Source organism: Streptomyces sp. NBC_00690 (assembly GCF_036226685.1).
GTDB lineage: Bacteria > Actinomycetota > Actinomycetes > Streptomycetales > Streptomycetaceae > Streptomyces.
This window is the reverse complement of sequence record NZ_CP109009.1, coordinates 5,290,529-5,308,241: the sequence shown is the minus strand read 5'-3', so window position 1 is coordinate 5,308,241 and position 17,713 is coordinate 5,290,529. Positions and strand designations below refer to the sequence as shown.

Genomic DNA, 17,713 nt, shown 5'->3' with positions numbered 1-17,713 from the left:
GGAGCCCCACATGACCCAGAGCACCACCCACTCCGCTTCCGGGACTCCGCTGCCCTCCCCGAAGGAACGGCGCAGATTGCGCGAGGCGAAGTCGATGAGCGAGCAGGAGGTCGCCATCGCACTCGGTGTGACGAAGGCGACCGTGCGGGCGTGGGAGACGGGGCGCACTGATCCGCGCGGCCGGCGCCGGGAGGCGTACATGAGGTTGCTGGCGCCGTCGGGGGAACCTGCCACGGCGGATGTCGACACCGGCAGCGCCCCGGCCGTGGCGGGCGCCGAGAGCGCGCAAGGACCGTCGGATGCGGTTACTGCGGTCGCTCTTGCGGGAGCGTCGAGCCCGGACGGGGCACCACTGGATACAGCGGACCAGGTTGCGACGACTCCGGTTGAAGCGGCCCCGATGGCGCAGACGCCACGGCCGTCACCACCGCAATCCGTCGCGAAGGAACACGGCGAGGACCACCACGAAGGGGCGTCGTACGGCGCCGCTTCCGGTCCGAAACCGCCCCAGGCACAGGCCGCCCAGGCGCCCAAGCCGGCCCGAGGAAAGCAGCCGCACGACACCACCCGGCCCGTTCCCGCGGTGAAGCGCGCCGCCAGGCCGGCGCCTCCGCATCCGGCCAGCCCCGCCCTGCCAGTCGTCCATCCCGCGCCTCCAGTTCCTCCTACGCCTCCTACGGAACCGCCTGTGCCTGCCGCCGCCCTCGATGTCTCCGCTGGTTCCGTTTCCGCCGAATCAGCCAAAGCTGCCAAAGCGGTCGAGTCGGCCGAGTCGGCCAAGTCGGTCGAAGCAACTGCACCAGCCGGGGAGTCGGCCGCCGGTGCCGCTCAGCCGGCCGAAGACCAGGAGGGGGAGCCGTACGAGTCCGTCTGGCCCCACTGGTCACCGCGCGACTCACTGCCCGACAGCACGTGCGGACCGACCCCCGCGGAGGCGTTCGACGACCTCTACACACGGGCGGCACCCGACCTCGTACGGCAGGCGTTCCTGCTCACCGGTCGGCGCACGCTCGCCCATGAGTCCGTGGAGCGGGCCTTCCACCTCGCGTGGCAGCACTGGCCGGAAGTCGCCACCGACCGGGATCCGATCGGTTGGGTGCGCGCCGCCGCCTACGAGTACGCGATGTCCCCGTGGCAGCGGCTGCGGCCCGGCTATCGGGATCCCGACACCCCACCGCTCGAACCCAGGTGGCGTGAACTCCTCGATGCGCTGTTGGAGCTCCCACCCGCGTACCGCCGTACCCTCCTGCTCTACGACGGGCTACACCTCGACCTGCCCGAGGCTGCGGCCGAGACGGAGGCGAGCACACCGGCCGCGGCGAACCGGGTACTGCATGCGCGGGAGGCTATCGCGGCGCGACTGCCTCAGCTCGGTTCCGAGGAAGCGCTGCACGAGCAGTTGATCGCCCTGGCGGACGCCTGTCCGGCGCCGCAACCGACACCGGCAGCCGTGGTCCGCAGGAACAGCGAACGCCATGTCTGGTTCTGGACGCGAACCGCCCTGACCGTCACCACGCTGCTCATCGGGATCACCGGGCTGGCGGCGGCCACGGCGCCCACCCAGTACCAGCCGACGATCGCCCCGGGCCGGCAGGTCCAGGGCATCCCCGCCCATGCGGGACCCCAACAGTTGTCGGAACGCAGCAAGGAGTTGCGGGAGAGGCTGCTCTCCGACCCGGCGCACGGGCCGGGTCGGCTCATGCCACAGACCCGCTGAACCTCGACGCCCGCCCCGCTTCGCTTCGCACCCTGCTTGCGGTGCGAGGCGGGGCGAGGGCGGGGCGGCCGTGCGCTGTGTGCCGTGTGCACAGGGCGCCGGGGCCGATACAGCGCGAACAGGCCGAAACGGGTGCGGGCCCCGCCGTCGTTCCCCGGCAGGGCCCACACCCGTGTTCACCACACGTTGATCACTCTCGGGCATCAGCCCTTGAGCAGTTCCCGAGCCAGGACGGCCGTCTCGGTGGGGGTCTTGCCAACCCGCACCCCGGCGGCCTCCAGGGCCTCCTTCTTCGCCTGCGCCGTGCCGGACGAACCGGACACGATGGCGCCAGCGTGGCCCATCGTCTTGCCTTCGGGGGCGGTGAAGCCCGCGACATAGCCGACGACCGGCTTGGTGACATTGGCCTTGATGAAGTCGGCCGCGCGCTCCTCGGCGTCGCCGCCGATCTCGCCGATCATCACGATCAGCTCCGTCTCCGGGTCGGCCTCGAAGGCCGCGAGCGCGTCGATGTGGGTGGTGCCGATGACCGGGTCGCCACCGATGCCGACGGCCGAGGAGAAGCCGATGTCCCGCAGCTCGTACATCATTTGGTAGGTCAGCGTGCCGGACTTGGAGACCAGACCGATCCGACCGGGCTTGGTGATGTCACCCGGGATGATGCCGGCGTTGGAAGCGCCGGGGGTGATCAGTCCAGGACAGTTCGGGCCGATGATCCGGGTCTTGTTGCCCTTGCTGGTGGCGTACGCCCAGAAGGCGGCGGAGTCGTGCACCGCAATGCCCTCGGTGATGACGACGGCCAGCGGGATCTCGGCGTCGATGGCCTCGACGACGGCTGCCTTGGCGAAGGCCGGGGGCACGAAGAGGACCGAGACGTCAGCGCCGGTCTCCTTGATCGCCTCGGCTACCGAGCCGAAGACGGGTACGGAGGTGCCGTCGAAGTCGACGGTCGTACCGGCCTTGCGGGGGTTCACTCCGCCGACGATGTTGGTGCCATCAGCCAGCATGAGCTTGGTGTGCTTCATGCCCGTGGCACCGGTCATGCCCTGGACGATGACCTTGCTGTCCTTGGTGAGGAAGATAGCCATGGTTGTGGAGTCCCTCGTCCCTTACTTCGCAGCCGCGGCGAGCTCGGCAGCCTTGTCGGCCGCGCCGTCCATGGTGTCCACGCGCTGCACGAGCGGGTGGTTCGCGTCGGAGAGGATCTTGCGACCCAGCTCCGCGTTGTTGCCGTCGAGACGCACGACCAGCGGCTTGGTGACGGCCTCGCCCTTGGTCTTCAGCAGCTCCAGAGCCTGCACGATGCCGTTGGCGACCTCGTCACAGGCGGTGATGCCACCGAAGACATTGACGAACACGGACTTGACGTCCGGGTCACCCAGGATGATCTCCAGGCCGTTCGCCATGACCTCGGCGGAGGCGCCACCACCGATGTCGAGGAAGTTGGCGGGCTTGACGCCGCCGTGGCCCTCGCCGGCGTAGGCGACGACGTCCAGCGTGGACATCACCAGACCTGCGCCGTTGCCGATGATGCCGACCTCGCCCTCAAGCTTGACGTAGTTGAGGTTCTTGGCCTTGGCAGCGGCTTCCAGCGGATTGGCCGCAGCCTTGTCCTCAAGAGCCTCGTGGTCGGCCTGACGGAAGTCGGCGTTCTCATCGAGAGAAACCTTGCCGTCGAGCGCGATGACCCGGCCGTCGGCGAGCTTGGCCAGCGGGTTGACCTCGATGAGGAGCGCGTCCTCAGCGATGAAGGTCTTCCACAGGGTCACCAGAATGTCGGCAACCTGGTCAGCGACCTCAGCCGGGAACTTCGCGGCAGCGACGATCTCGGCGGCCTTCTCCGCGGAGACACCGTCGTTGGCGTCGATCGGGATCTTCGCGAGGGCCTCGGGCTTGGTGGCCGCGACCTCCTCGATGTCCATCCCGCCCTCGACGGAGGCCATGGCCAAGAAGGTGCGGTTGGTGCGGTCGAGGAGGTACGAGACGTAGTACTCCTCGGCGATGTCCGGGGCGGTCTCCGCCAACATCACCTTGTGTACGGTGTGGCCCTTGATGTCCATGCCAAGGATCTGACCGGCCTTCTCGACCGCGTCATCCGGGCTGGAGGCAAGCTTCACGCCGCCGGCCTTGCCTCGGCCGCCGACCTTCACCTGCGCCTTGACGACCGACCGGCCGCCGAGACGCTCGGTCACCGCGCGCGCCGCCTCAGGCGTGTCGATGACTTCACCGGCCAGCACCGGTACACCGTGCTTGGCGAAGAGATCCCTCGCCTGGTACTCGAACAGGTCCACGCGCGTCCGTCCCTTTTCTGCTGATCGCGGTTCGTTGTCTGCGTGGGCGTGCCGCGAAGGGCAACGTGACTGCGATGTCACAAGGGATGCGCACACGGTGTCCGAGCACGCGGCATGTCCGTCTCGCAGGTTATCCCCGTGGACGGTGGCTCCCTAAATTGGAGCTCACACAGGAGTGGTGATAACAGTCACAGATCGATCCTCAGGCCGTGTCGCAGTGGCGTCGAAGCCCCCGGGGCATCTGCCGTTCGGCCCTACTGGCCTGCGGAATCCGCACCGGAAGGGGCCGCCGGGGCACGGGCGGTCCGACCCGCCGAAGAGGGTCGGACGGCTGTGACGCAGGTCGCGCCGCAGGGTGACTCAACGGGGTTCGAACCGGGGACGTGGACGCCGTCGTCCCCGCCCGTTCCCCTCCGCCGGTGGCCGTATGCGGAGAGAGTCCGCGTTGTACGGATGCTCGCCCTCCTGCCCCGCCGCAGCCCAACAGCCGAGACCCTGATGTCGGTAGGTGCCGGCCTTGCACCGGCCCATGGGTCCTCTGTCTGTCCCATCGCAGGACCGCCGTGGAGGGCCGCCAAAAGACTCAGCGGCACCCTCGCCGCTCATCGGTCGGGTATCGGGAGCGGCCTCTTCTCGATCGCCGCCGCCATGACGTCCGGGAAAAGGTCCGGCGTACAAGCGAATGCCGGAACCCCGAGCTCAGCCAGCGCAGCCGCATGACCGCGGTCGTACGCGGGCGTCCCTTCGTCCGAGAGGGCGAGCAGCGCCACGAACTGCACTCCGGACGCCTTCATCGCCGCCACCCGCTTGAGCATCTCGTCCCGTATACCGCCCTCGTAGAGATCGCTGATCAACACCACGACGGTGTCGGCCGGCCGGGATATCTGCGACTGGCAGTACGCCAGGGCCCTGTTGATGTCGGTGCCGCCGCCGAGTTGGGTACCGAAGAGGACATCGACCGGGTCGTCGAGTTGGTCGGTGAGATCGACCACCGCGGTGTCGAAGACGACGAGACGGGTGGCGATGGCCCGCATGGAGGCGAGCACTGCACCGAACACCGAGGCGTAGACGATGGAAGCCGCCATCGAGCCCGACTGGTCGATGCAGAGCACGACCTCCTTCTTCATGGACTGGGATGCGCGCCCGTAGCCGATCAGCCGCTCCGGGACGACCGTGGAGAACTCCGGCAGATAGTTCTTGAGGTTGCTGCGGATGGTGCGGTCCCAGTCGATGTCCTGGTGGCGGGGGCGGCTGGTGCGGGCCGAGCGGTCGAGCGCGCCGGTGAGGGTGGACCGGGTACGGGTCGCCAACCGCTTCTCCAGGTCGTCGACCACCTTGCGGACCACGGCTCTGGCGGTCTCCTTCGTCGTCTCCGGCATGGCCTTGTTCAGTGAGATGAGGGTGCCGACGAGATGGACGTCCGCCTCCACTGCCTCCAGCATCTCCGGCTCCAGCAGCAGGGTCGCCAGGTCCAGTCGCTCGATGGCGTCGCGCTGCATGACCTGGACCACCGAACTGGGGAAGTACGTACGGATGTCGCCGAGCCAGCGGGCCACGGAAGGCGAGGAGGAGCCTAGACCGGCGCCACGGTCCTTGCTGCGACCGCCGTTCGGCGCCGTGCCGTAGAGGGCGGTGAGGGCACCGTCCATGGCCGCGTCCGCCCCGGCGAGGGAGCAGCCCGTGCCATCGGCCGACTCACCGCCGAGGACCAGTCGCCATCGCCGCAGCCGCTCGCCTTCCGACGCCTCGGGCAGAGTCCCCGGCGCGTCAGTCGCCGTGGGCTCCGGGGGTACGGGGGCCACTGATTGCGGAGCGGTCCGGGCCGCCCCCGGCTCCACGGCCGTCTCTTCGGTCGTCACTTCGCACCGCCCCCTCTGCCGTCCGCACGCCCGCTCGTTCCCGGTCCGATCCCGCTCATCGCGGCCCCGGCGGTGAGCCCGTCCGCCATCGCCCGCTCCCCCGTGGCGCAAATCGCCGTTTCAGCCGCTCCGGCCGTTTCAACTGATACGGGCGTTGCAGACCTTTCCGTCGCTTCCGCTGGTCCCCCTGCTTCCTCGGCGGCGATACCGAGGATCAATCGCAGCATCGGCAGCACCGCGTCCGCCCGTGGCCGGTCGAGACCGTCCCCGAATCCCTCGGAACCGACTGCGCCGAGCCCTCGCGCCCCCGCCCCACGGCGGGTTGCCCCCTCCGCCGTGGATCTCCGTACCAATTCGCCCAGTGTTCGCCGAACGGCCGGTTCATAAGCGGCGAAGGTGCGGCGCAGCAACGGAAGGACATCGGTGAACGCATCCCCTGACACTCCGCTCAGCCAGGTGTCGACCAGCCCCCGCAGTCGCTCGTCGTGCACCAGGAGGAGCCCACCGCCCGAAGCTCCGCCGACGAATCCCTCGATCCAGGTGGCGGCCTCGGCCGGCGGAGCACCGCTGGACAGGGCCAGGCCCATCAGCCGGGCGGCCTCCATGTCGTCGAGCCGTCCGTCGTCGAGGAGGAGCCGGGCCGCGCGGCCCCGCAGCAACCCGGGCACGGAGTCCCGAGAGGCCAACCGCAGCAGGACGGAACTCCAGCGCTCGCCGAGTTCTTCCGCGGCGGGCAGCAGCCCCACGGCGGTGTGGACGGCGTCGATGTGCTGGCGCATGGCGAAGGCGCCGTCGGCATCGAGTCCCGAGCAGGCGGGTGGCAGTCCCACGCAGATCCGTTGGGCAAGGCCGGTCGCGACCTCGGCGAGGGCTGCGGTGTCGGTCGCGCGGACATCGCCGTAGCGCAGGGACCGGGCGAGGGCGGGCAACGCCTCGGCGAGGTGGCCGACATCCGTGTCCAGCGCGGCCCGGTCCGCGAGCGAACGCATCACCACCGGGAGCGCGTCGGTCAGTTCGGCCAACAGACACTCCTCGGCGAGTGCCGTGATCTCGCCGAGGGTGGTCGCACAGAGCGCCCGGTGCTCCGCCTTGGCCGTGGCGGCGGACAGGACGGTGGTGCCCCAGACTCCGGCCTCGGCCACGCGTACGTACAACTCGGGCTCCCAGCGCAGCCGCCAGCCCTCCCGGAAGGTGCCGGTGCTGCTCCGCCCGGCATGCGGCTCGCCCCACTCCACGCGGAGCAGCCGCAGCCGGTGCAGCAGTCGGCTCCGGGCGGCGTCGCCGTCGGACCGCAGATCGAGCTCCAACTGCCGCTCCGACGCCTCCGGTTTCAGTCGCAGTCTGCGCTGGGCCCGGGCCAGGTCCCGCTGGAGCGGCACGGCGGGGGCACCCTCCGGAACCGCGCCGAGCACATCGCCGATAGTCAATCGGTCCTTGATCAGCTGGAGTGGCACGTCCGAGCCCTCACACATGACCGCTCGGATCGCGTCGGTCGTCTCGGCGAGCCCGGCCAGCGGTCGTCCGCGCAGGACCGCCAGGGTCTGGGCGAGCCGAACCGCTTCGATGGCGTGGGCCGATGACACGGGTTGGTCCTCTTCGCGCAGGAGTGCGACGACCTTGACCATCCATCGCTCGATGGGGCGCTCCTGCGTGTGGAAAAGGTGCTGGTACCACCCCGGCGACTCGATCCCAGCGCCGTATCCGCTGTACCGGGAGAGCCTGCGATGGGTCCAGGGAACCCAGGTCATCTCCGTCTTGGTCCTGGGGAGACCCTTGAGTACGGCCCGGTCCGCGGCGATGGTGGTCCTCTCACTGAGGGCCGGCACGTGCCACGCACCGCAGACCACGGCCACCCCGTCACCGAACTCCTTGCGCGCGGTGCGCAACTGAAGCCTCATATACGCCTCGCGCACCAGGTCCCGGCGATGCCCGCCATGACCGTACGTATCGCGCAACACGGCCATGGCCTCTCCGAGTGCGGCGAACGGCGCCAGCGGGTCGGTCCCCGTCCCTTTCTCTGCATCGGACGCTGATCCATCGTGCGGCGCGGTGGGGACCGGTGCGTCCGCAGCCACGGTCTCCGGGGCGGCCGGGCCACCCTGGTGTTCGACGACGTCTTCCCACCAACGCTCCGGATCGTCGTATCCGGCCGTCTCCGCCAGGACCGCGAGGGGATCGATGCGTACGTCGGCGGACATGGCCTGTTCGATGTTCGCGGGCGGGCGCTGCTGGCCTGGCTCAGCGCTCTCCCCCGCCTTCCGATCCACGGTTCCAGCACCGGCCGGCTCCGGTGCATGCGCTCCGGGCACTCCACCGGGGTCCTCGGGTCCGTCGGATGCAGGAACGTCCCGCCCGTGCCGGTCGGCGTCTGCCGGCTCGCTGCCCGGCAGGGGGCGATCGTCGTCCGACGTGCTGCGATCGTCCGCTTCCCGCTGTTCCTCTTCGGCCGCAAGTGCCAGCGAGTGCGCAGCCGGAAGGTCGATGAAGCGGACGGGAACACCCCGCGCCAGGGCCCAACGGATCGCCACCCACTCGGGGGAGAACTCCGCGAGCGGCCAGAAGGCGGCCCGCCCCGGATCGTCCACGGCGTGGGCCAGGAGCGCCACCGGGGGTCGCATCCCCTCGTCCGCGGCGAGAGCGATCAGGTCATTGCCCTCGGGCGGCCCCTCGATCAGGACGGCCGGCGGACGAGCGGCTTCGAGCGCGGCCCTCACCGCCCGCGCCGAGCCCGGCCCGTGGTGACGGACTCCTAGCAGCAGCGGGCCGGTCATACGCTCACCTCGCGGCAGGCCCGGTAGAAGTCCTGCCAGCCATCGCGCTCACGGACCACGGCCTCCAGGTACTCCTGCCAGACCACGCGGTCGGAGGCCGTGTCGCGCACCACCGCACCGAGGATTCCGGCCGCCATGTCCGCGGGGCGCAGCACGCCGTCACCGAAGTGGGCGGCCAGGGCGAGCCCCCCGGTCACCACGGAGATCGCTTCGGCGGTGGACAGCGTCCCCGACGGAGACTTGATCTTGGTGCGGCCGTCGGACGAGACTCCCTCCCGGAGCTCCCTGAACACGGTGACCACCCTCCGGATCTCCTCCAGTCCCGCCGGTGCGTCGGGCAGGTCGAGCGAACGCCCGAGCTGATCGACTCGACGGGAGACGATGTCCACCTCCGCTTCGGTGGTCGCGGGCAGCGGCAGTACCACCGTGTTGAAACGTCGACGCAGGGCGCTGGAGAGGTCGTTGACACCACGGTCGCGGTCATTGGCAGTGGCGATGAGGTTGAACCCTCGGACGGCCTGGACCTCCTGCCCGAGTTCGGGGACCGGCAGGGTCTTCTCCGACAGGATCGTGATGAGCGCGTCCTGCACATCGGCCGGGACCCTGGTCAGTTCCTCCACACGGGCGGTCATTCCCTCAGCCATCGCGCGCATCACAGGGCTGGGCACCAAAGCGTCCCGACTCGGACCGTGGGCCAGCAGTCGCGCGTAGTTCCACCCATAGCGGATGGCCTCCTCCGAGGTGCCGGCCGTGCCCTGCACGAGCAGGGTCGAGTCCCCGCTGACGGCGGCGGCCAGATGCTCGGACACCCAGGTCTTCGCGGTGCCCGGCACCCCGAGGAGCAACAGCGCACGGTCGGTGGCGAGGGTGGTGACGGCGACCTCCACGATCCTGCGGGGCCCCACGTACTTGGGGGAGATCACCGTCCCGTCCGGCAGGGTGCCGCCCAGCAGATACGTGGCGACCGCCCAGGGAGAGAGCCGCCAGTTGACGGGGCGCGGTCGGTCATCGGCCGCCGCGAGGGCCTCCAACTCCTGTGCGAAGGCCACCTCGGCATGGGGTCGCAGCACCTCGGCGCCGGCCTCCGCGCCGATGCCGGAACTGGTCTCGGGCATGGTCATGTGTCCCCCTCCAGATCGTGCGATCCGATGTGGTTCCCACCCTGCACCACACCACTGACAGTCAACCGTCAGTGCAGGTCAGAGCCGTTTGTCAGTGGTGGGGGCTAACGTCGTGGACATGAATCAGACGGGGGTTCGCTGGACATCGGAACAGGTCCTGGCACTGGCTCCTGACGCCACATCACAGAAGGCGGGGAGCAGGCTCGGCACAACGGGCCAGTGGTCGGGCACGGGTCGGAGCGAAGCCGGAGCGATATGGGGTCTGTGCAAGGGCAGCGGGAGCAAGCCCTACCAGACGGTCGTGGACATCACGGGCCCCGCGTACAAGTGCAGTTGTCCGAGCAGGAAGTTCCCCTGCAAGCATGCGCTGGGGCTGCTTCTGCTGTGGGTCACGGACGAGGAGGCAGTACGGGCGAGCGCGGAGCCGGACTGGGCCGAGCAGTGGCTGAGTGGGCGGCGGAGTCGAGCGGAGCAGGGAAGCGGCGAGACGCGAGCGGGGGAGGTCGCGGATCCGGAGGCGGCCAGACGCAGGGCGGCGCGTCGGGCCGAGCGGATCACTTCCGGAGCACTGGAGTTGGAACAGCGCTTGACCGACCTGCTGCGCGGTGGGCTGGCGACGGCCGAGCGCGCGGGTTACGGCCTCTGGGAAGAGACCGCTGCACGCATGGTGGACGCGCAGGCGCCGGGGCTGGCCTCCCGGGTGCGGGAGTTGGGGGCGATTCCCGGTTCGGGGCCCGGCTGGCCCGCGCGGCTGCTGGAGGAGTGTTCGATGCTCCATCTGTTGAACCGGGCGTGGTTGGAGATCGAGCGGCTCCCGGAGCCGCTTGCCGTCACCGTGCGGACCAAGGTCGGCCTTCCCTCACCCGCCGCTGGAGAGCCGGTGCGGGACCACTGGTCCGTGCTGTCCCAGTACGACAGGGCCGAAGCGAAGATCACCACACGCCGTATATGGGTGCACGGAAGGGAAACGCAACAGATGGCCTTGCTTCTCTCCTTCGGTGCTGCGGGCAGGGCTCCGCAACTGTCGCTCCCCGTGGGGACCGTCATCGACGCGGAGCTGACTCCCCATCTGGGAGCGGGACAGCTCCGCGCGGATCTCAGCGGCCAGTTCGGGATACCGGTCCCGATGGGCTCCCCGCCGCCCGGTGGCCCCGTTGCCTCGGCCGTCGAGGCGTACGGGCGCGCCTTGAGCGATGATCCCTGGCTCGACAGCTGGCCGGTGACCTTGACGGACGTGATTCCCGTCCCCGACGGGGACGGTTGGCAACTGGCGGATGCGGAGGGTGGTTCCGCACTGCCCATCGCCCCGTCCGCCATCTCCCGGCCAGGGCTGTGGCGGCTCGCGGCCCTGTCCGGGGGCGGGCCGATCACCGTGTTCGGCGAGTGCGGCCACCGCGGCGTCACCCCGCTCGCCGCCTGGTCGGGGAGTGCGTTCGAGACGGTAGTCCTGATCTGAGAGGGAGGGGTGTGACGTTGAGGAGCAACAGCAACGAGACCGATCGGACCGAAGACCCTCTCCCCCGCTGGGAGGAGTTGGTCACCACGGCCCTCCTGGGGACCGAGCGTCGTCAACCACCCGTGCTGGTCCGCCCGCGCGGCAGGGAAGCCACCATCACACTGCTGGACGCGGCAGTGGTGCATACCGTGCGTCGTAGGGCGGGTCTGGTGCCCGCCGCAGCGGCCTCTCGACCTGCGCCCGCTCCGTTCGACGGCAGACCGCTACCGCCGTTGGCAGCGCGCCGTCGGCTCGCGCAACTGTTGGCCGATCGGGCGGCTCCGTCGTCGAGCGGCCGTCGGGGAACGGCACCGGACCTCACGGAGCTGCTGCCCCAGTGGCTGACCAAGGCGAACGACCACGGCTACCAGGCCCCGGCGCCGCTGCTGCCCGCATTGTTGGACGCTGCGCGCGCCCGCACGGATCTACGGACGCAGGTCCTCACCTTCGTCGGCTCTCGGGGCCTGTGGCTGGCACGGCTCAACCCGGAGTGGAAGTTCGCGCTCCGAGGGGCATCGGGCAGTGGTGCACTGTTGTTCGACGTGGACGACTCGAATGCCGTGCACGAACTCTGGGCCGAGGGCCTGTTCGCGGAGCGGGTGGCCCTGCTGACGGCGGTGCGGGGGCGGGACGCGAGCCGGGCGTTGGCACTGCTCGCCGGCACCTGGTCCACAGAACGGGCCGAGGACCGGTTGATGTTCCTCGACTCCCTGCGTGCGGGCCTGTCCCCGGCGGACGAACCCTTCTTGGAGCAGGCGCTCACCGACCGCAGCCGCAATGTTCGGGCCACGGCGGCGGAACTGTTGTCCGCGCTGCCGCTGTCCGCACTTGCCGGTCGCATGGCGAAGCGTGCGCTGGCCTGCGTCGGTCCGGCGCTGGTGGCCGGGAAGCCGTCCATCGCGGTGACCGCTCCGCGCGAGTGCGATGCGCAGATGCAGCGGGACGGCGTGGCGCCCGCCCCGCCGACGGGTCGCGGCGCGCGTTCGTGGTGGCTCGGGCAGTTGGTGGAGTCCGCGCCACTGTCCGCCTGGACGGAGCAGTTCGACGGTCGTTCGGCGCAGGACATCGTGACCCTGCCCGTGGCGGACGGCTGGGGGGAGGAGTTGCACGCCGCCTGGTGCAGGGCTGCGGTACGACAGCGCGATGCCCAGTGGGCCCGTGCTCTGCTGGGTAGACCGGGCGCGCCGCCGGAGTCGGGCCAGGGCACGTCCTCCCTGGCCGAGCGCGCCAAGCTGCTGTCCTCTCTGCCCGAGGACGAACGGGCGCTCTGGGTGGCGCGGTTCATTGCCGCGCACGGCCTGTCGGAGGCGTTCCAGTTGCTGGGGGTGTGTGCGGTGCCGTGGTCGGAACCGCTGGGGCACTCGGTGGTGGATGCACTCGACATCGCTCGGGAGGCAGGGAGTTACCCATGGAGCTTCAGCGGGGTGATGGGACTGGCCGAGCGCTGCCTCGCCCCGGTCGAGGCCGGCCGGCTCGATCTACTGACGGCCACTCCGGCCGAGGTCGAGGGTGCGTCTCCCGGCGCGGGTAGCTACTGGTCGGAGGCGTTCCAGCGGCTGGTCTCCACCTTGCGGCTGCGCGAAGCGATGCAGGGTGAGTTGGCGGGGACCCTCCCCCGCTGATCGCTTCTGCTCCCGGCTGCCTTCCGACCCGGCTTCCGATCCGATCCGGATCGGAAGGCAGCCAGAGCCCCCTCACGCCGGCCCAACGCGTACGCGTCGTCAGGACGCCAGTAGCCAAACCGGAGGGTGTCGGTCGGGCAAAGCCCTGGCAGAGCACCCCGCCTGGCGGGGAGGGACTGTCCCCTCCTCTTTGTCACGGAGGTCTTCCGGGGCGGTCGTAGATCGGGCAATCGAAAGTCTCGCTTATGCGCACGGCGACATGGCGAGAGGTGTGCACTCCGCCCTCGGTGAGGAGCCCGGCGCTCATCCGCACCTCGCCCTAGGGTGGATCACGGCTCTCGCTTCGCTCCGCCACCGTGCACCGAAGCAGCGGCGCCGCGAACTCCCACCCATAAAGCCCATACCCCAGTGGGGGTACCCGCCCGAGACCTAGGCCGTTTTCGGGCAATCAGCAGCAAAGGCAATGCCACGGGCTCACCGGGGCAGGGGCGTCGCACATGCAGATGTCCCGGCCCATGCCCACAGCTCGTTTGGGCCGAACGGCTGAACATTGCCCCCCTTCGACCCTCTTCACCCGACTCGCCCACACCCCGTTCGGGATCGCGCGCCAGGTGTGCCGCTGCCCGGATGGACGGTTCAGGTGCCGGCGGGTTCCCTGACGTTCGCCCTCACCCAGTCGACGATGGACGTCGTCGTGGCACCGGGCGTGAAGATCTCCGCCACCCCCAGCTCCTTCAGCGGTGGGATGTCGGCGTCCGGGATGATCCCGCCGCCGAAGACCTTGATGTCCTCCGCTTCCCGCTCCTTCAACAGCGCGATCACCTTGGCGAAGAGCGTGTTGTGCGCACCCGAGAGGATGGAGAGTCCGATGGCGTCCGCGTCCTCCTGAATTGCCGTATCCACGATCTGTTCGGGCGTCTGGTGCAGGCCCGTGTAGATGACTTCCATGCCGGCGTCACGCAGGGCCCGCGCGATCACCTTGGCTCCGCGATCATGGCCGTCGAGCCCCGGCTTGGCCACCACCACGCGGATCGGACCCGTCACACCCATCGCTGCCTCCACATAGCCGACTCCGCCGCAAGTGAACGAACGTTATCTCCAGCATCCCGCAGCTAGCCGTTTCACGGTGAACAGGGAGGGGGAAATCACACACTGGGACATGTTCGCTATGCGTCGTACCCGCTGTTCCAGGCAGACAAGCCAAGGCGAGGCCGGCGCAAGGGAGCCGCTTCAGCGCTGGATGGCCCTGCCGTCAGCCGCACGGCACGGAGATCCGGCACCCACGCCTCGGCGAGCGCCGATGCCATCGGCGCTCGCGGAAGCCGCTGAGGAGGCCCCACTGAGGGCATCCCGAGCGACGATGCCGTCCTTCGGGATGTCATACGGAGGTCGGCCCATGCAGGTCCTGCCCTTCTTCCCCCTCAGCCTGAGCCTCGGCCTGGCCCCGCTGCCCCAGTGCCTTTCACTGACTCCGGGCATGAACGGCTGGGATCTGCACACCGTCAGCCTGCGCACGGCCCAGCAGCTGCGTTCCCTGTGCGACCTGCGCATCCCTGGCACGGTGCTCCGCGCGACAGCCCTTGAGCTGGCCATCCTCGCCGGACACGCACTGCTCTACCCCTCCGGCTTCGCCCCCGAGCGCAGCGGCATCCCTTCACCCCAGAAGCCCCCGACCACCTGCGATGAAGACCCCTCCGAGCTACAAGGCGAGCGGCCGACGGCGCGCCACACCGGGACGGACAAACCCGGGGACAGCAGGGACAGCAGGGACAGTAGGGACAGCAGGCCAGGAACCCTGCGAGTCGACCGCCCACGCCCCCTCGACGCCGGTAAGGCTCCGCGTCCGCGCCAGGGCGCACGGCAGGGTGCACGGCAGAAACAAGCCCCTCACCCGGACCGGCGCAGCGGCGCAGCGAACCGGACCGCGTCACCCGCACCCGCACCCGAGCGGGCATCTCGCCAGCCCCGGAACAGAACCCACACCGGCCCACAGAGCCCCACTGCCACCCAGCCGCCCGAGCGCCCCGACCAGGAGCACCCTCCCGTCATCATGCTGCACGGCTTCGCCGACAACCGGTCGGTCTTCGTGCTGCTGCGGCGATCCCTCGCCCGGCATGGTTGGCACCATCTCGAATGTCTGAACTACTCCCTGCTGACCTGTGACATCCGCGCCGCTGCCGACCTCCTGGGCCGGCACGTCGAGGAGATCTGCGAACGCACGGGACAGCCCAGGGTCGACATCGTCGGCCATAGCCTCGGCGGGCTGATCGCCCGCTATTACACCCAGTGTCTCGGCGGTGACCTGCGCGTCCGCACTCTGGTCACCCTGGGCACTCCCCATGCCGGCACCACCGTCATCCCGCTCGCCAGCGCGCACCCCATCGTGCGGCAGATGCGCCCGGGGTCCTCGGTCATCGAGGAGCTGGGGCGACCTGCACCGGGCTGCCGCACTCGATTTGTAAGCTTCTGGAGCGATCTCGACCAGTTGATGACTCCGGTCGAGACGGCACGTCTGGACCACCCCGATCTCCTGGCCACGAATGTGCAGATCAGCGGCGTCGGCCATCTCGCACTCCCGGTCCACCCGGCCGTTGCCGCAGGCGTCCGAAGGGCGTTGGAGCCCGATAAGTCCTGCACCGGAAGCAGCGACAGCGCCTCGGTCGCCTAGGCCAGGTCTGAGACCTCGTATTCCCCGGCGGTCACGACGGCTCCTCGCTCCACCCGGAACGGTCACAGCACCTACGTAACTCCGCCTCAAGACCCTCATGCTCGACGGCGATTCCCTAGACGACAGCGACAAAACGGTCAGCCAAAGCTCGAACGTGTTTCGAACATAGGGCCAAACCTAGGTCTGCACCTCGCCGAAAGACGCTCGAATGCCCGTTTCCTGATTGGCCAAAACCTCAGGAAGATTGTCGCCGTCGCATACCGCCGGGTACAGTCGCGCCACTGGTTCCCCTGCTGGGATTCAACTGCTCCATGGCCCCAGAAAGCCAGTTCCTGCTGCCGAGGCGAGAGAGAAGTTGGTGAACGACCAGCACGCCCACGCCGGGCACGTCGGCTACGACAACAACCCCACCGGCAGCTTTGACATCGATCCGCTCTTCGGTGCCATCGCGCACACGCCGGCCGGGTACGAATCGGTTTCCCACGGTGGCGGCTATGAAACAGGCGCCTGGGACACGGGATCGCATCAGAGCGCCGACTATGGAACGTACGCGGAACCGCAGCAGATCGACCCGTTCGTCCAGGTCGATCCCACCGGACAGTACGACACGACCGGGCAGTGGGACGCGGCTGCATGGAACCAGACCGGTCACACCGGTCAGTTCGACACGGCCGCCGCCACCTTCGTGCCCGACACGACCGGCCAGTGGACGGTCACGGGCGCCGACAGCGGCGCGTACGACGCCACCGCGTGGAACGTGGGCGCGGAAGCGGGCGTACCCCAGCAGTTCACACCTGATCATGAGTTCGCCGCAACTGATTTCGGCGTGAACCACGGTGATTTCGGCACGGAAGCACCGTCGGAGCTGATGGCGGACCATTCCCAGGACTTCAACGCCCCGGACTTCAGCGCCCAGGACTTCAACGCTGAGACCTTTCAGCCCGATGCCTATGGGTCCGAAGCCTTTCAGCCCGAGACGTATGGACCCGACGCCTATGACACCGGTTCGTACGCGACCGGGAGCTACGAGGCGGGCGGATACGAGAGCGGGCACCAGGAAGTCGGCGCCTTCGACACCGGGTCGTATGAGACCACCTCGTACGAGACCGGGTCGTACACCTTCGCGGCTCATGAGGACGGTTCGGAACCGGGCTCGGAGACGGACCTCGACAGCACCGGTGATCTCGGCCCGAGTCTCGACGCCGAACCCGACCACACCTTCGTCTTCGACATCGATCTCGACCTCGCGCACGGCGCTCCCGAGACCGGTTTCGCTGCGGACGACGACACCGACGCTGACGCGGACCAGCCGTCCGACGAGGAGTTGGGGCTGATCACGCCCGTCGCTCCGGTGACTCCGCGTCCCGTACGACGCTCCCACGGCAGCAACACCGGTCGGGGGCGGCGGCGCACTCCGGCCAAGCGTTCCGCTTTCCTGACGGTCGCCGTGCCCTCCGCCTGTGTGATGGGCGTCGCCGGTATCGCTGCCGCCTCTGTCGGCGGCCTCAGCGGAGGCGACGCCAAGAAGGACGACACCACCAAGCTCGCCGCAGCCGATGTGGCCTCCACCGCTGCCACGACCGCTGCCGCCAACAACAAGATGGACACCCAACTCGCGGCGCTCCACGCGGAGGCCCGCGACTTCGGCGATCGCGCATCCCGCACCCAGGAACGCATCGACCTCAAAGTGCGCCAGGAAGCCGAGCGCAAGAAGCGCGAGGAAGAGGCCAAGAGGCGCGAGGCCCTGCGCCCCAAGTTCTCCCTGCCCGTGCGGCAGAACGGCATCAGCGCCTACTACGGCCAGTCCGGGGTCAACTGGGTCTCGCTGCACACCGGCATCGACTTCCCGGTGGGCTACGGCACCGAAGTCCTCGCCGCGACGGACGGGACCGTACGCACCCAGTTCAACAGCGCCTACGGCAACATGGTCATCCTGACCGCCCCCGACGGAACCGAGACCTGGTACTGCCACTTGAGCAGTGCCAAGATCCGCTCCGGCACCGTGAAGGCCGGCGAGGTGATCGCGTACGCCGGGGACTCCGGAAAGTCGACGGGACCGCACCTCCACTTCGAGGTCAGGCCCGGCGGCGGCGCGGCGATCAACCCCTTGCCGTGGCTGCGCAGCCACGGTCTCAACCCCGTCTAAAACGCGCGCCCGGCGCCCGTATC

Annotated in this window: 11 protein-coding genes; 5 read left to right on the top strand and 6 right to left on the bottom strand. The window is 69.4% G+C overall.

Annotated elements, in window-relative coordinates; translation table 11 throughout:
* Positions 1-10 precede the first annotated feature (10 nt).
* Positions 11-1,717 carry a sigma factor-like helix-turn-helix DNA-binding protein gene (locus tag OID54_RS23225; RefSeq protein WP_329022366.1) on the top strand — a complete coding sequence of 569 codons (1,707 nt, stop codon included), beginning with the start codon at positions 11-13 and terminating at the stop codon, positions 1,715-1,717.
* Positions 1,718-1,920: 203 nt separating this feature from the next.
* Here OID54_RS23225 and sucD read toward each other — a convergent pair whose 3' ends face one another.
* From sucD to OID54_RS23200, 5 genes are all read right to left on the bottom strand, one after another.
* On the bottom strand, positions 1,921-2,805 hold the full coding sequence (gene sucD / locus OID54_RS23220) for a succinate--CoA ligase subunit alpha (protein ID WP_329022364.1): 885 nt from the start codon (positions 2,803-2,805) through the stop codon (positions 1,921-1,923).
* Between the two features lie 21 nt (positions 2,806-2,826).
* A complete protein-coding gene (sucC, locus tag OID54_RS23215; protein WP_329022362.1) occupies positions 2,827-4,008 on the bottom strand; it encodes an ADP-forming succinate--CoA ligase subunit beta in 1,182 nt (393 codons plus the stop codon).
* A gap of 602 nt (positions 4,009-4,610) precedes the next feature.
* A complete protein-coding gene (locus OID54_RS23210) occupies positions 4,611-5,762 on the bottom strand; it encodes a vWA domain-containing protein (RefSeq protein WP_329027724.1) in 1,152 nt (383 codons plus the stop codon).
* A gap of 101 nt (positions 5,763-5,863) precedes the next feature.
* Positions 5,864-8,638 carry a DUF5682 family protein gene (locus OID54_RS23205; protein WP_329022360.1) on the bottom strand — a complete coding sequence of 925 codons (2,775 nt, stop codon included), beginning with the start codon at positions 8,636-8,638 and terminating at the stop codon, positions 5,864-5,866.
* Entirely contained in the window at positions 8,635-9,759 is a 1,125-nt protein-coding gene (locus OID54_RS23200) for an ATP-binding protein (RefSeq protein ID WP_329022358.1), read from the bottom strand. The genes OID54_RS23205 and OID54_RS23200 overlap by 4 nt, the downstream gene beginning before the upstream one ends.
* A gap of 118 nt (positions 9,760-9,877) precedes the next feature.
* Here OID54_RS23200 and OID54_RS23195 point away from each other — a divergent pair, with 118 nt between their 5' ends.
* Together OID54_RS23195 and OID54_RS23190 are read left to right on the top strand one after the other, a co-directional pair.
* Positions 9,878-11,215, top strand: a complete 1,338-nt coding sequence (locus tag OID54_RS23195) for an SWIM zinc finger family protein (protein WP_329022355.1) — start codon at positions 9,878-9,880, stop codon at positions 11,213-11,215.
* Between the two features lie 11 nt (positions 11,216-11,226).
* On the top strand, positions 11,227-12,876 hold the full coding sequence (locus OID54_RS23190; RefSeq protein WP_329022353.1) for a DUF5691 domain-containing protein: 1,650 nt from the start codon (positions 11,227-11,229) through the stop codon (positions 12,874-12,876).
* 636 nt (positions 12,877-13,512) lie between these two features.
* Here the strand turns inward: OID54_RS23190 and OID54_RS23185 are convergent.
* A complete protein-coding gene (locus OID54_RS23185; protein WP_329022351.1) occupies positions 13,513-13,926 on the bottom strand; it encodes a cobalamin B12-binding domain-containing protein in 414 nt (137 codons plus the stop codon).
* A gap of 475 nt (positions 13,927-14,401) precedes the next feature.
* On the opposite strand from OID54_RS23185, the gene OID54_RS23180 reads away from it, so the two are divergent.
* Positions 14,402-15,544 (top strand): alpha/beta fold hydrolase, encoded by a 1,143-nt coding sequence (locus OID54_RS23180; RefSeq protein ID WP_443055787.1) that lies wholly within the window; start codon positions 14,402-14,404, stop codon positions 15,542-15,544.
* A gap of 358 nt (positions 15,545-15,902) precedes the next feature.
* A complete protein-coding gene (locus tag OID54_RS23175) occupies positions 15,903-17,690 on the top strand; it encodes a M23 family metallopeptidase (RefSeq protein WP_329022347.1) in 1,788 nt (595 codons plus the stop codon).
* Positions 17,691-17,713: the final 23 nt, after the last annotated feature.

Bases quoted from the DNA above. Each gene is read 5' to 3' on its own strand.
- OID54_RS23185 (WP_329022351.1), bottom strand. From the start codon at position 13,926: ATGGGTGTGACGGGTCCGATCCGCGTGGTGGTGGCCAAGCCGGGGCTC.
- OID54_RS23225 (WP_329022366.1), top strand. From the start codon at position 11: ATGACCCAGAGCACCACCCACTCCGCTTCCGGGACTCCGCTGCCCTCC.
- OID54_RS23195 (WP_329022355.1), top strand. From the start codon at position 9,878: ATGAATCAGACGGGGGTTCGCTGGACATCGGAACAGGTCCTGGCACTG.
- sucD (WP_329022364.1), bottom strand. From the start codon at position 2,805: ATGGCTATCTTCCTCACCAAGGACAGCAAGGTCATCGTCCAGGGCATG.
- OID54_RS23205 (WP_329022360.1), bottom strand. From the start codon at position 8,638: ATGACCGGCCCGCTGCTGCTAGGAGTCCGTCACCACGGGCCGGGCTCG.
- OID54_RS23200 (WP_329022358.1), bottom strand. From the start codon at position 9,759: ATGACCATGCCCGAGACCAGTTCCGGCATCGGCGCGGAGGCCGGCGCC.